Genomic DNA, 14,366 nt, shown 5'->3' with positions numbered 1-14,366 from the left:
TTATGGTAAAATTTTCTCACCTTGATAAAGGCTCTCGATGGTTTCGCGTTGGCGAATAAGGTGGTGTTGCTCACCATCTACCATTATTTCGGCCACGCGTGGGCGAGAGTTGTAGTTTGAACTCATTGTAAAACCATAGGCACCAGCACTTCGCTGCGCCAATAAGTCGCCTTGTTTAAGGGCTAGCTCGCGGTCTTTTCCTAAAAAGTCGCCGGTTTCGCACACTGGGCCCACAATATCAAAGTTATGTGTTGGTGTGTCGTCATCGCGCACCGATACAGGAATGATTTTTTGCCATGCCTGATAAAGCGAAGGGCGAAGCATGTCGTTCATACCCGCATCGACAATGGCAAAAAATTTATCCTGGTTTTGCTTAATAAACTCAACCTGCGTTACTAAAATTCCAGCATTAGCGGCTATAGCGCGTCCTGGCTCAAAAATAAGCTCAAGGTGTTTGTAATTGGCTAAGCGTTCGGTAACTTGCGCAGCATATTCACTTGGGTGAGGTGGCTGTTCATCATTGTAAGGAACGCCTAACCCGCCGCCAATATCTAAATGAGTAAGCTCAATACCATTTGCTTTAAGTTCATCTATTAATGCCATTAGCTTATCAAGCGCTTCTAAAAAAGGTTTAACCTCAGTTAATTGCGAGCCTATGTGGCAATCTACACCTGTTACTTTTAGACCTGGTAAAGACGCCGCATGCTGATAAACGCTCACAGCCGTTTGAATATCGATACCAAACTTGTTTTCTTTTAAACCAGTAGAAATATACGGGTGTGTTTTGGCATCTATATCAGGGTTTACACGAATAGAAATAGGGGCTTCTAAATTTAACTCGCACGCTACCTCAGAAATACGCTCAAGCTCAGAGGCCGATTCAACGTTAAAACATTTAATGCCTAACTTTAGTGCATAAGCAATTTCGTCGGCGGTTTTAGCCACACCTGAAAACACCACTTTACTGGCATCGCCGCCGGCTTTTATTACACGCGCCAGCTCACCTTTAGACACTATGTCAAACCCTGAGCCTAAACGCGCTAATATATTTAATACTGCAATATTAGAATTAGCTTTAACTGCGTAGCACACCAAGCTTTTATGATTTTTAGTGGCATTTGCAAAGGCTAAATAATGGCGCTCAAAAGTAGCACGCGAGTACACATAACACGGCGTACCATAGTGCTGAGCAATTGTGGCAATACTGACATCTTCGGCAAATAATTGATTGTTTTGATAGTTAAAATAATCCATTTATTGCTCCTGCACTTGCTCGGTGTTGGTTTTTTTTACGGGCGTTGGCTGTGCCGTATTAGGGGGTGTGTTTTGCTCAGCCTGTTGCTCTGGTAAATACAAAGGCCCGCTTTGGCCGCAGCCAGCTAATGCACTTAGCAGTAAAGTACTTATATATAGTCGTTTTAATTGTAAGGTATGTGTCGCTTTCATTAGATTAATACGGTTGCTGGCTTTATAATCGCAGAGTAACAGAATATCTAAAAAATGCAGCTATTCGCGGATGATTTTATTCCTGTTACACTAGCTGTATATAAACCGTACCCAATATTAGGCAGCTCGCCTGCAAAGGAAAATTACAATGACTGAACACGAATATCACCAATTAGCCGAAGCTCTTATGTTCACAATTGAAGAGCAAGTTGATGATTGCGAAGCAGATTTAGACTACGAATCGGCAGAGGGTATTTTAGAAATAATTTTCCCTGATAAAAGTAAAATTGTAATTAACAAACAAGCGCCTTTGCATCAAGTGTGGGTTGCGACTAAATTTAATGGCCACCATTTTGAAATGCGTGACGGCCAGTGGATTGATAACCGCTCTGGCGCAGAGTTTTGGGAGTTTATGAACCAAGCGTCTACTCGCCAAGCTGGCCAAGAAATTAAGTGGCAATCAAGCTTATGAGTTTAGAGTTTGCACAATACCCAGCGCAAGGTGAGCACAAAGCCACTGTTATTTGGTTACATGGTTTAGGCGACTCTGGCGATGGCTTTGCACCGGTTGCGCCGCAACTTAACTTACCTAGTGAGCTTGGTATACGATTTGTTTTTCCGCATGCGCCTATTCAACCGGTCACCATAAATGGTGGCATGGAAATGCGCTCGTGGTACGACATTAAATCTATAGAATTAGACAAACGTGCCGATGAACAAGGCGTGAGAGATTCAGCCGAAAAAGTGCAAGCCCTGATCAATCAAGAAATTGAAAATGGTATACCTGCCGATAAAATTATTTTGGCGGGCTTTTCGCAAGGGGGCGTGGTGTCTTTACATCTAGCGCCGCGATTTGAGCACAAACTTGCAGGTGTTATGGCGCTGTCTACTTATATGTGCGTGCCTGAAAAGCTAGCGCAAGAAGCAAAGCATACTGATTTAAATGTATTTATGGCTCATGGTAGCCAAGATAATGTAGTACCGCATAGCGCGGGTAGAAGTGCGTTTGAAGTATTAACAGCACATAACATGGATGTAAGCTGGCAAGAATACCCTATGGCTCATCAGGTTTGCGCAGAAGAACTGCAAGCTATTCGCCAATGGTTAATTGCCCGTTTAAGCTAATTTGGAGCCGCTGAGGTCAATATGAGTCAAAAAATAGTTATTAAAGCAAATGTAAAACGCGAACCACAAAATAGTGTACCTAATGTAAGCTACGAGTGGCATTGGCGTCGTATTGCGAGTGTTTCTATGTTGGTAGCAATGACCTCGGCAGCGGTTGTGTATGGCTTAACTAGCTCGGTAAATGCCGAGCAGGGCGAGCAACCTAATGAGCAATCGCCATATTTACATTTAAGCGACAACACAGCAGATAATGTTGAGCCCACGGTGAGTGTAAATGACGAGCAAGCGCGCCCAAATGAGCTTACAAATGATATAGCAGATGTTGCGCCAGCGGTGCTTGAGGATGAAAGCGTTAATAATACTACGTTAGCGCAAAGCAATAATGAGCAAACGGATATAGAACCAATTGCTAACGTTCAAAGCAATCAAATTTCTGTTATTGAGCAATCAGATACTGAACTCGCTGAGCCTATCGCTAATCAGCCGCTTACAAGCACGCAGTTAAGCGCATCACCCAATGAACAGTTCACAGATATTGAAAACGACGACGGCTCGCTAACTAGCAGTGAAGGTTTTTCATCTAATGCGCACATTGCCAGTGTTGCGTTAGGCGCACAAATTGATACAGGTAAAATTAGCCGTGCAGTGCTTACTCGCAAAGTAAGTAAGCGCGAGCCCACGAATGTATTTGCTGCAGATATCCGCTTAAATCAGTTTGAAGAGGCACTTTCGTTTTTTAGTGAGCTTAAAAACCTACAAGGCCAACAAGTAAAGCATGTATGGTCTTATGAGGGTGAAACCATGGCTGAGATTTCACTTAATGTTACCTCGCCGCGCTACAGAACGTACTCAACCAAAAATATTATGAATACACAAACAGGCCATTGGCGTGTAGATGTTGTTGATGAGCAAGGTAATTTAATTGCTCAAAAAGAATTTAGAATTTTAGCTAATTAAGCTTGGCTATTAGCTGTAACTATTTGGATACCCCTATGACAGAAAAAACAAAGTTAGTACGCATTGCAACCCGTAAAAGTGCTTTAGCGCTTTGGCAGGCTGAATTTGTAAAAGCACAGCTTGAGCATTTTCATGCTGATGTACGCGTAGAATTAGTCCCTATGTCTACTCAAGGGGATATTATTTTAGATACACCGCTTGCTAAAATTGGTGGTAAAGGCTTGTTTGTTAAAGAGCTTGAGCAAGCAATGTTAGATGGCCGCGCGGATATTGCTGTGCATTCAATGAAAGATGTACCCGTAGAATTTCCAGAAGGCTTAGCACTGCACACAATTTGTGAGCGTGAAGACCCGCGCGATGCGTTTGTATCAAATAACTTTGCCAATTTAAGCGAATTACCACAAGGCGCTGTAGTCGGTACTTCTAGCCTTCGTCGTCAGTGCCAAATTAGAGCTTTGCGCCCTGATTTAGTCATTAAAGACTTACGTGGTAATGTTAATACCCGTTTAGCTAAGCTAGATGATGGCCAGTACGATGCGATTATTTTAGCCGCAGCCGGACTGCTACGTTTAAAAATGGACGAGCGTATTGCTGATTATATCGAGCCTGAGGTATCTCTACCTGCTAACGGCCAAGGTGCTGTCGGCATTGAATGTCGCATTGATGATGAAGTAACAAAAGCCTTATTGGCCCCACTTGAGCATACCCAAACACGCATTCGTGTAAATGCAGAGCGTGCTATGAATCGTCATTTAGAAGGTGGCTGCCAAGTACCAATTGGTGCCTACGCATTAGTTGATGGCGAGCAAGTGCATTTACGCGGCTTAGTGGGTGCGGTAGATGGTAGTGAAATTTTACATGACGAAGTAACCGGTCATATAAATGATGCAGAAGCTATCGGTGTGCAGCTTGCTAAAAAATTATTAGCGCAAGGCGCCGACAAAATATTAGCAGAAGTATATAGAGACGCATAAATGACACATATCCTGATAACTCGGCCCGAAGGAAAAGGCGCAGCCCTTGCTCAGCAACTTGAGCAAGCGGGTTATCAGGCGTCATTATTTCCTGTTTTAAAAATATCCTACCTTACGCCTTCTACTACCGAGCTAAGCCCGCTAATTAATGCCGATAAAATTATTTTTATCTCTCAAGATGCCGTTACTGCCCTTGCGCAATTAAAGCCAACAATAAATACCAAAGCGCAATTTTACGCAGTAGGGCAGCAAACTGCAGATACTATTTACGCGTTATTTGGCGTGCGCGCAGCAGTGCCTAAACTACATGATTCTGAAGGGTTATTGGCGCTAAACTCGTTAGCTGAGGTTGATGGTAGCAATATTGTATTAGTAAAAGGCCAAGCGGGGCGTCCTGATATTGCCAAAACCTTAAAGGCGCGTGGGGCATTTTTAAATAACTGTGTGGTATACAAGCGCGAGCCAATAAGCGCTGAAAAAACCAACTGGACAGACCACTGGCAAAGCCTGAAAGTACAAGGTATAGTCATAACCAGTAATGCAGCAGTTGATGCAATATTTAATAACCTGACTGAACAACAGTTACAGTGGTTACAACAGTGCCGATTTTATGTTGCTAGCGAGCGTATAGCCGCTTATTTACAACAGCAACAGGTAAGCTCGGCTAATATACACATTGCCGCAGGGGCAAGCGATACCGCTATGTTTTCCTGCATAAAACAGCAAGGTAGCAAGATGAGCGAACAGTCAAAGCCAGTAACGGCAGATAACACACCAACCACTAAGGCAGCGGCCTCTGCACAAAAAAAAGAGGCAGCTAAAGCACACAGTAAACCACATAAAGATAAGCAAAAAATAAGTAAATTAGCGGTATTAGCGCTGATCATTTCGCTTATTGTTGCCTGTGGTGTGGGGTATGAGTTTTACCAAAAACTCAATGCAGGTAAAGCCCAAAATGTAGCTGTTAATGAACTAAAAGAAGAAAACGCGTTATTGTCACAAGAGTTACAGGCGCTCAAGTCGGCGCAATCTAATCTTCAGCAAGCATTGTTCAATAGTGAGCAAAAAGTGGCAGCTGCGCTTAATGAAAGTGCAGAGAGTAACCAGCAACAATTAAAAGCAGCATTGCAACAAGCTCAGCAGCAAGGCGCTTCACTAAACCCGCAAGAAGTAACCAGCTTACAACGTATGGCTGAGTTTAAACTGTGGGCTGAAAAAGATTACCAAGGTGCCAGCGCTGTACTTAAACGCTTAGATGCCTTATTGAGTGAACACCCAGGTACTGTTGCAGTTCGCCAAGCAATAACACAAGACATTCAAACACTAGATAGCTTAAAACCTATCCCAACAGAAGCCATTTACTTAAAACTTAATAGTGTGTTATCAAACATAGATAAGCTTGCATTTAATGCCGTTAACATACCGCAAGAAGCAGCAGAAATTGAAAAAAATGCCTTGAGTGAAGATGTAAGCGATTGGCAGCAAAACCTAAGTAATAGCTGGAACAAGCTAGTTGATAGCTTTATTACTATTCGCCAGCACGAAGGGGTTGCTATAGAGCCACTGCTAACCGATCAGGAGCGCCACTTAATTAATCAACGTATTAAATTAAATGTGACGCAAGCTCAAGATGCATTAATGAGCAAACAAGCGAGCATTTATTTTAGTGCCATAAGTGAGGCAAAGCGTCTTGTTAATGAGTACTTTAAACAAGATGACGAGGCGACAAAAGTGGTTATAAATGCACTAACTAGCCTAGAAAAAGAGCCATTAAACTTTAACCCTGAAGTAAACCTACAAAGTACGCAGCAGGTTAAGGAGTGGGCGCAATGATAGGGCTTATAGTATTAATTGTTGCGATTGTTTTAGTATTAGCGATTACGCCATTTGTACTGGATGAAAAAGGCTATGTGCTGATCTCGTTTAACCACACCACGATTGAAGGCACGATTGTATCGTTTTGTATTATGGCGGTAATTAGTGCAACAATTTTGTTTTTAACTTACAAATTAGTGCGCTATTTATTGTCGATTTATCATAATACTAAACATGGTTTTTTTGCGCGTAGCGAAGAGCGAAAGCAAGCAGCTATAGAGCAAGCCTTATGGAGTGCGATAAACGATGATTACGAGCTTGTAGAGCAAACGTTATCAGGTAATAGTGTACCCAGTAAGTTTGAAGATATACGCTTAGCGTTATTAGCAAAAGCAGCGCTTGCTAATAACCAAACCGACAAAGCACTAGAGCGTTTATTTGAAATTAGCCCAGAGCAGCAACTTAACGTTGCTAAACTTTGGATAGCCAGTGGCGATAGCAGCGCAATAGAATCGCAAATGCGTGCTAACAGCGATTCAAAAAAAGCGACACCACTTGAGCTTAAGCTATACGCCGAAATACTTGTACAGCAACAGCACTTTAGTGCACTTGAAGACTTTTTACCGCGTTTACTTCGTAAAAAAGTCCTTAACGATGCGCAGTGGACGCAGCTGTTTAATGCCTATTTTAATGCACAAGCTAGCGATAAAATCACTGAAAAATATAAACAACTTCCTAAAAAGCTACAAGCTCATGCTAATACAGCTTACTTAATGCAAATGGCTAAAGTGGGTCAGTTAAGTGCGATTGAAAGTGACTTAATTAAAATGGTGAAGTACGACGAGCAACATGCTCAGCTGGCCAATATATTAAGTAACGCCACCTCGGCAGAGGCTGTAAAGCTTCAAAGTAGTATTCAAGAGCGCCTGAAAAAAGATGATGCAAACAACGCATTATTACTCTCGCTTGCGTGTTTAGCTAATGCTCAAGGCGATTATGAGTTAGCCGCAAAGGTTTTTGATAAAGCCTTGAATATCGAAAACAAAAAGCAATTTGCTCAGCAAGCAGCGCTTAGCTATAAAAATACCGCACAAGCCGATAAAGCACTCGTTTTGTATCAATAAAGGCTACACTTATACTTTTGCAGCTTTGATATTCGGGAGCATTGGGTTGAAACACTTTTTCATTGTCACTGTAAGTTTAGCGTGCGCTTACTTTTTTACCGGATATTTCAGTAATTTACTATTAGCGATAGATGGCTACGCAGTGGCTGTGTGGCCGCCTTCAGGGATTGCGCTTGCTGGCTTTTTAATTTGGGGCAGAAAGAGCTTACTAGGTATTGTTTTAGGGGCTTTTTTTACTAACCTCATTCATTTAGAAAGCGCCTCAGCGATATTTCAATTAAGTGTATTTATGCATGCTGCGGCTGTTACCTTTGCTGCTACTTTACAAGCATGGGTAGGTAGCCAGTTGGTCACTAAAGTGATTAAAGCACCACTCGACTTATCTTCTTTAAAGCACTGTATTCAAAGCCTCGTTGTTGCCGGCCCATTGTGCTGTGTTATAGCTGCAGGGGTAGGCACCAGCTTATTAATTTTTAATGGCGTTATTGTGTCTCAAGCCGGTTGGGATACGTTTATAGCGTGGTGGATAGGCGACAGTATTGGAGTGCTTGTTTTTACTCCGCTTATGCTAGCGGCATTTAACTATTCACAGGTAAATTATCGCCTACAAGTTATACTGCCCTCACTGTTAATTTATATGGTTATAAGTATTAGCTTTTATGGCGCGGCCAGTGTAAAAAAAGAAAAAAACATTCAAAAAGAAGAGCTGAAAATACTAGCCACTCAAGATGCTATCAACAATAAAATTAACGAAATAACAGCACACCTCGCCTTACTGGCGACCTTTTTTTCTAGTAGTGACGATGTGAGCTTTACTGAATTTAAGCAGTTTACTTCTAAGCAGCTTAGTTACAGCGAAGAAATTTTAGCATTTGAGTGGGTGCCCTACTTACCAAGTGAAAACCTAGCTCAGTATATAGAGGCTAATAACAACACAGAGCTGGCTAAATATAGCTTAAAAGAAAGAGCAAAAGATGGCAGTTGGCAGGCCGCACCCCCACGAGATTTTTACTACCCCGTACAATACGCACATCCTTTGTCGGGAAATGAAGACGTAATTGGCTTTGATCTTGCCTCAAATGAGGTAAGGCGATCTGCATTAATAAAAGCAAAAGTGTTAAATGAGTTGGTGATCAGTGAGCCAATAAATTTAGTACAAAACGAAGCTGAGCGCGGCGTGCTGTTTTTTCATCCGGTGTTTGGCAACAATATTACCGAAGACGATTTTAAAGGTTTTGTGGTAGCCGTTGTTAGTTTAGAAAGACTATCAAACGCGGTGTTATTTGATCAAAACAACGGCGTTGCAGTGAGCTTTACAGACACCACAACAGAGAATAATGCACAGCCTATTTTTATTGCCGATCATCAACAACTATTGCCGTTAAAAGACTATAAGTTATTGGTAGGTAAGCGGGTGTGGCAGGTGGAGCTGCATCAGCCAATGCAACGAGAGTCATGGTTAGTTTACTGGCTTGCACAAATAGCAGGCATGTTATTTGTTTGGCTGCTTATTACCTTTTTAATATCGGTAACGGGTACCAATATTCGTATACGTGAGCAGGTAGCAAAACAAACAAAAATTTTACGCTTAGAAAAGCAAAAGGCCGATGAAGCCAATGAAATAAAAAGCCAGTTTTTAGCAAATATGAGCCACGAAGTTCGCACGCCTATTAATGGTATTAAAGGGCTGCATTATTTAGCCCTACAGCAAAACGATTGGCAGCAAGCTCGCAGTTATATTGAACAAGCGGATGGGGCACTGGGCGTATTGCTAAGAGTATTAAATGATGTGCTCGATTTTTCTAAAATGGAAGCAGGCAAACTTGATTTAATTCAAGAGCCAATTGATGTAGGCACACTCAGTGAAGAAGTGGCCAATTTACTGCAGTTTGATATAGAAGCAAAGTCGCTAGAATTTAAGCTTGATTACGATAAATCAAGTAACTTGGTTATTAACACCGACCCAATACGCTTAAAACAAGTGTTGCTAAACCTAATCAATAATGCCATTAAGTTTACAGCCAAAGGCAGCATCACGCTTAAAGTGTGGCAATCTAAAAAAATGACTTACTTTAGCGTTAACGATACCGGTATTGGTATTAGTAAAGAGGCACAAAAACAGCTATTTAAACCGTTTGCACAAGCAGATAGCTCTACCTCGCGTCAATATGGCGGCACGGGCTTGGGTTTAAGTATATGCAAAAAGCTTGTAGAGTTGATGGGTGGAGAAATTGATTTAATAAGCCACGAAGGGCACGGTTCTACGTTTACCTTCAGCTTACCAATTTATTCGCCGCTACCAAAGGCTGAGCAAATAAAGCAACAATATGATGAGATAGATGTTAGTACGCTTTCTTTTGCAGATTATAAATTATTACTTGTTGAAGATAACCCATTAAATCAGCACGTCGCGAGCGCTATTTTAAAAACCAAAGGGTGCGTTGCTGATATTGCTAATGATGGTTTTGAGGCGATTGAAAAGCTGACAGAGCATACCTACGACATTGTGCTTATGGATATACAAATGCCAAAAATGGATGGCCTTGAAGCCACGCGAGTTATTCGTAATGAACTTGGTTTGTTTGACCTACCTATTATTGGCTTATCTGCTAATGCCCACGATGATGATGTTAAAAAAGCAGTTGCCAGCGGTATGGATAATTATATTACTAAACCCATTGAAGCAAATACCTTATTTAAAACACTCTGGCATCATTTAGCTCATCAAAATAAGTGAACAAAAACCTAATTTTGTTCACTTTTTGAGTAAAAAGCAGACATATGACCGCTAATATTTACTTTAACTGCTCTACACTTGAAAAATAACTGTACCTGCGTATCATGCGCGCAATTTTAACCTAACCGAGTCGCTATTATGATAAATAAAAAATTACCTCTGCTAGATATTCATCGTCATTTAGATGGCAATGTACGTGCGCAAACCATACTAGAGCTTGGTCGACAGTTTAATATTACGCTACCTGCTGATAACGTAGAGGCGCTTATCCCTCATGTGCAAGTTATTGATCCTGAGCCTGATTTAATGGCGTTTTTGCAAAAGCTCGACTGGGGTGTAACGGTACTGGGCGATTACGACGCCTGTAGACGCATTGCCGTTGAAAACATAGAAGACGCTCAAGCGCAGGGACTTGATTATGTAGAGCTTCGCTTTAGCCCGTATTATATGGCAAAAAGCCAAGGCTTACACACGCAAGGGGTGGTTGAGGCCGTGGTTGATGGTATTAAATCGGCTACTCAAGGCGCCAATATTAAAGCAAACTTAATTGGTATTATGTCGCGTACTTATGGTGTTAAAACCTGCCAGCAGGAGCTTGACGCATTACTTGCCTTTAAAAATGATTTAGTGGCGATTGATTTAGCCGGAGATGAAATTGGTTTTCCGGGAAAACTTTTTATCGAACAATTTAAGCAAGTAAGAGACGCTTATCTGGCCGCTACCATTCATGCCGGTGAAGCGCTGGGCGCAGCGAGTATTTGGCAAGCCATTAATGAATTAGGTGCAAGCCGTATAGGCCATGGGGTAAAAGCAATTGAAGACCCTAAACTAATGGACTACCTGCGCGATAACCGCATTGGTATTGAGTCGTGCTTAACCAGTAATATTCAAACCAGTACCGTAAACGATTTAGCTAAACACCCCCTTAAACAGTTTTTAGATCACGGTATTTTAGCGTGTATTAATACCGACGATCCGGCTGTAGAGGGCATTGAAATTGAGCATGAATATTTAGTGGCTGCGCCAAAGGCGGGTTTAACACAAGCCGATATGCATAAGGCGCAAGCTAATGCCTTAGAGATTGCATTTTTAAGCGACAGCGATAAAAGCGCATTAACTGCGCTTGCTGCAGCACGTTAAACACGCTTAATACAAAAAATGCCGCTTATTAGCGGCATTTTTTATGTTAGCTTACTTTTGTTTGGCAGCTCACGTAATTATCAAACAGTGCTTTTAATACATCGCTTCGGCCAATCAGCCCTATCACGGTATCACCCTCAACAACGGGGTAGTTTTTTGGCTTTCCTGTTTTCATTTGCTCTGCAAGCTCGATAATGTTGGTATCGGCATTAACGGTTACAACTTCGGTTTGCATAAGCTGCGAAACTTTTACAACGCCATCGCAAAAATAGCTGCTTCGCATTAATGGTTTTAACAGCTCTTGCTCAGATATAAAACCAACCAGCGATTTATTGTCATCAAATACTGGTGCACCTAATAAGTTAAACTTTTGCAGCTCACTAATGGCGGTGGTCATTTCGGTATTTGGGGTAATGTGTGGCAACTTACGTTGCATAAAATCTTTTACTTTTGTATTTAACATTTGGGTCTCTCCCGCTGATGTTCTATACAAAGTATGGTTTATAGATAGGAATTTAGGAAATTGTTTATACTGATTAAAGCAATAGGTTATACCAATTAATAGCTTTAATTTGATAGAAATAACAAAGGCGCCGTGGGGCGCCTTTGTATTATAAATAAAAATTTATTTTATAAACGCAAATGCGTCAGCGTACATGTTTTCGCGAACAGCGCCGTGAGCAATAAAGTCATCACGGACAATGCCTATCATGTCAAAGCGACCAGCCATATAAATGTCGTAAGGTTCTAACGATACAATATCTTGCATTACTGCTTTGTGTACAAACCCGGTGTGGCCTTGCCAATTAGCAGATGGATTTTCTACAACAGGAATAAATTTAAAGTGCTCGTTACTCTCTGCCCATGCTTGCATTTCGCTGTGAGCATACAATGCAGACTCTTCTTTAACACCCCAGTAAAATAATACCGGGCGGTCGCAGTTAATTTCAGCTAAGTGATCAGCCATTGATTTTGCATAAGAAAAACCAGTGCCGCCAGCCAATAAAATAATAGGGCGCTCGCATTGTAGACGTAGTTGCGATACACCAAGGCCAGCTTCTATATCTACCGGTGTATTATTTTGATGCGCATTACGCAAATGCTCAAGCGATTGCATTGCGTATGAATCGGCTTTAGATGCGCCAATATGAAGCTCTATTTCATCACATTGCGATGGACGACTTGCAATCGAAAATGCGCGCTTGTCTTTTTCGCCAAGTACAAGTTGCATGTATTGGCCAGCTTCAAACGTAACAGGTTGTTGAGGCTTTAAAATTACTTTATGAACAAATTCTGTAAGTGGGCTGATGGCAACAACTTCAGCTTTTAATGTTTGCATTTTTTACCTTTTAGCAGCGTTTACGCAGATATGCAGTTAAGTGGAGCAATATTAACATATCTGCGGGGTTATTTTATAGCCTGTTTATATTCACTAAGCGTGCTTAAAGTATATCGAGGCTTTGCCAAATTTCGTCAACACGATCTTTTGTCGCTTTATCCATGACAATTGGCTCGCCCCATTCGCGGTCGGTTTCACCTGGCCACTTATTTGTTGCATCCATGCCCATTTTTGAGCCAAGCCCAGATACCGGCGATGCAAAATCGAGGTAATCTATTGGCGTGTTTTCAATTAATGTGGTGTCGCGCGCAGGGTCCATACGGGTAGTGATGGCCCAAATAACATCGTTCCAGTCACGGGCATTTACATCATCATCGCAAACAATAACAAACTTAGTGTACATAAACTGACGTAAAAACGACCATACGCCCATCATTACGCGCTTAGCATGGCCTGGGTATTGTTTTTTCATGGTTACCACGGCCATACGGTAAGAGCAGCCTTCGGGTGGCAAGTAAAAGTCGACGATTTCTGGAAACTGCTTTTGCAAAATAGGCACAAACACCTCGTTTAATGCCACACCTAAAATAGCTGGCTCATCAGGTGGACGGCCGGTAAATGTACTGTGGTAAATTGGGTTTTTACGGTGTGTTAAATGGGTCACTGTCATCACAGGAAAATCATCAACTTCATTGTAATAACCAGTGTGGTCGCCATACGGCCCCTCGGGAGCCATTTCGCCAGGCATAATATAGCCTTCAAGTACTATTTCGGCACTGGCAGGGACTTGTAAGTCATTTGAAATTGACTTAACCACTTCTGTTTTACTACCGCGCAGTAAGCCAGCAAAGGCATATTCGCTTAACGTGTCTGGCACAGGTGTCACCGCACCTAAAATAGTGGCAGGATCAGCTCCTAATGCAACCGAAACCGGGTAAGGCTCACCGGGGTTTTCTTTACACCATTCTTGAAAATCGAGTGCGCCACCGCGATGCGATAACCAACGCATAATTATTTTATTTTTACCTAATAGCTGCTGGCGGTAAATACCCAAATTTTGGCGCTTTTTATAAGGCCCTTTGGTAACAGTTAAACCCCAAGTAATCAGGGGGGCGGCATCTCCAGGCCAGCAGTGCTGTATTGGTAACTTAGTTAAATCTACCTCGTCACCTTCTAGAACAACCTGTTGGCACGGTGCTTTTTTAACTTCTTTAGCCGGCATATTGAGTACTTGTTTAAATACCGGAATTTGCCCTAGTGCTTCTTTAATCCCTTTTGGTGGCTCCGGCTCTTTTAGAAAAGCGAGTAGCTTGCCAACTTCACGCAGCTCGCTTACATTTTCTTGGCCCATGCCCATAGCAACGCGCCTAGGTGTACCAAATAAGTTTGCAAGCACAGGCATACTGTGACCTTTTGGGTTTTCGAACAATAATGCGGGGCCTTTAGCACGTAATGTACGGTCGGCTATTTCGGTCATTTCAAGATACGGGTCGATTTCTTGAGTAATACGTTTAAGTTCGCCTTTTTTTTCAAGCAAATCGATAAAATCACGTAAATCTTTATATTTCATGGTAGGCCGCTACTAAGCAAAAAGTGAAAGTATTATACCCAACTAAACAACAAATGCATGTGCAGTTGTTAAGTCAGTGATAACGTAAAAACAGGCTATTTATTACGATGAGAAAAAAGAAAAAGTTTAAATCGCGAAA

At 41.8% G+C, this 14,366-nt stretch carries 13 protein-coding genes; 8 read left to right on the top strand and 5 right to left on the bottom strand.

Annotated elements, in window-relative coordinates; genetic code table 11:
• Both lysA and lptM read right to left on the bottom strand, forming a co-directional pair.
• Positions 1–1,254 carry a diaminopimelate decarboxylase gene (gene lysA / locus PSH41_RS17610; protein ID WP_029773748.1) on the bottom strand — a complete coding sequence of 418 codons (1,254 nt, stop codon included), beginning with the start codon at positions 1,252–1,254 and terminating at the stop codon, positions 1–3.
• Positions 1,255–1,446, bottom strand: coding sequence for an LPS translocon maturation chaperone LptM (gene lptM / locus PSH41_RS17605; RefSeq protein ID WP_004588978.1), 192 nt, complete (start codon positions 1,444–1,446; stop codon positions 1,255–1,257).
• A 148-nt stretch (positions 1,447–1,594) separates the two neighbouring features.
• Between lptM and cyaY the strand changes: the two genes are divergently transcribed.
• The 8 genes from cyaY to add all read left to right on the top strand — a co-directional run bounded on the left by cyaY (position 1,595) and on the right by add (position 11,318).
• Positions 1,595–1,918 (top strand): iron donor protein CyaY, encoded by a 324-nt coding sequence (gene cyaY / locus PSH41_RS17600; RefSeq protein ID WP_004588977.1) that lies wholly within the window; start codon positions 1,595–1,597, stop codon positions 1,916–1,918.
• On the top strand, positions 1,915–2,571 hold the full coding sequence (locus PSH41_RS17595) for an alpha/beta hydrolase (protein WP_273589743.1): 657 nt from the start codon (positions 1,915–1,917) through the stop codon (positions 2,569–2,571). The genes cyaY and PSH41_RS17595 overlap by 4 nt, the downstream gene beginning before the upstream one ends.
• A 21-nt stretch (positions 2,572–2,592) precedes the next feature.
• Complete coding sequence (locus tag PSH41_RS17590) at positions 2,593–3,528, top strand: DUF2914 domain-containing protein (protein ID WP_273589742.1); 936 nt, start codon at positions 2,593–2,595, stop codon at positions 3,526–3,528.
• 35 nt (positions 3,529–3,563) lie between these two features.
• Positions 3,564–4,502: a hydroxymethylbilane synthase gene (gene hemC / locus PSH41_RS17585; protein ID WP_029773745.1), complete on the top strand. Its 939-nt coding sequence runs from the start codon at positions 3,564–3,566 to the stop codon at positions 4,500–4,502.
• On the top strand, positions 4,503–6,335 hold the full coding sequence (locus tag PSH41_RS17580; RefSeq protein ID WP_273589741.1) for a uroporphyrinogen-III synthase: 1,833 nt from the start codon (positions 4,503–4,505) through the stop codon (positions 6,333–6,335).
• Positions 6,332–7,441: a heme biosynthesis HemY N-terminal domain-containing protein gene (locus PSH41_RS17575; protein WP_273589740.1), complete on the top strand. Its 1,110-nt coding sequence runs from the start codon at positions 6,332–6,334 to the stop codon at positions 7,439–7,441. The genes PSH41_RS17580 and PSH41_RS17575 overlap by 4 nt, the downstream gene beginning before the upstream one ends.
• Positions 7,442–7,487: 46 nt before the next feature.
• Positions 7,488–10,178 carry a CHASE domain-containing protein gene (locus tag PSH41_RS17570; protein WP_273589739.1) on the top strand — a complete coding sequence of 897 codons (2,691 nt, stop codon included), beginning with the start codon at positions 7,488–7,490 and terminating at the stop codon, positions 10,176–10,178.
• Positions 10,179–10,316: 138 nt separating this feature from the next.
• On the top strand, positions 10,317–11,318 hold the full coding sequence (gene add, locus PSH41_RS17565; protein WP_273589738.1) for an adenosine deaminase: 1,002 nt from the start codon (positions 10,317–10,319) through the stop codon (positions 11,316–11,318).
• Between the two features lie 46 nt (positions 11,319–11,364).
• Here the strand turns inward: add and PSH41_RS17560 are convergent, their stop codons facing one another.
• The 3 genes from PSH41_RS17560 to ubiD form a co-directional block, all read right to left on the bottom strand.
• Positions 11,365–11,781: a CBS domain-containing protein gene (locus tag PSH41_RS17560; RefSeq protein WP_004588969.1), complete on the bottom strand. Its 417-nt coding sequence runs from the start codon at positions 11,779–11,781 to the stop codon at positions 11,365–11,367.
• Positions 11,782–11,943: 162 nt separating this feature from the next.
• Positions 11,944–12,657, bottom strand: coding sequence for an NAD(P)H-flavin reductase (gene fre, locus PSH41_RS17555; protein WP_004588968.1), 714 nt, complete (start codon positions 12,655–12,657; stop codon positions 11,944–11,946).
• 103 nt (positions 12,658–12,760) lie between these two features.
• Positions 12,761–14,227: a 4-hydroxy-3-polyprenylbenzoate decarboxylase gene (ubiD, locus tag PSH41_RS17550; protein ID WP_273589737.1), complete on the bottom strand. Its 1,467-nt coding sequence runs from the start codon at positions 14,225–14,227 to the stop codon at positions 12,761–12,763.
• Between the last annotated feature and the right edge of the window lie 139 nt (positions 14,228–14,366).

It is taken from the genome of Pseudoalteromonas sp. CST2 (genome assembly GCF_028599385.1).
In the GTDB taxonomy this organism is placed as follows: domain Bacteria; phylum Pseudomonadota; class Gammaproteobacteria; order Enterobacterales; family Alteromonadaceae; genus Pseudoalteromonas; species Pseudoalteromonas atlantica.
Note: the sequence above shows the minus strand (reverse complement) of the source record. Positions and strands in the feature narration are given on the sequence as shown.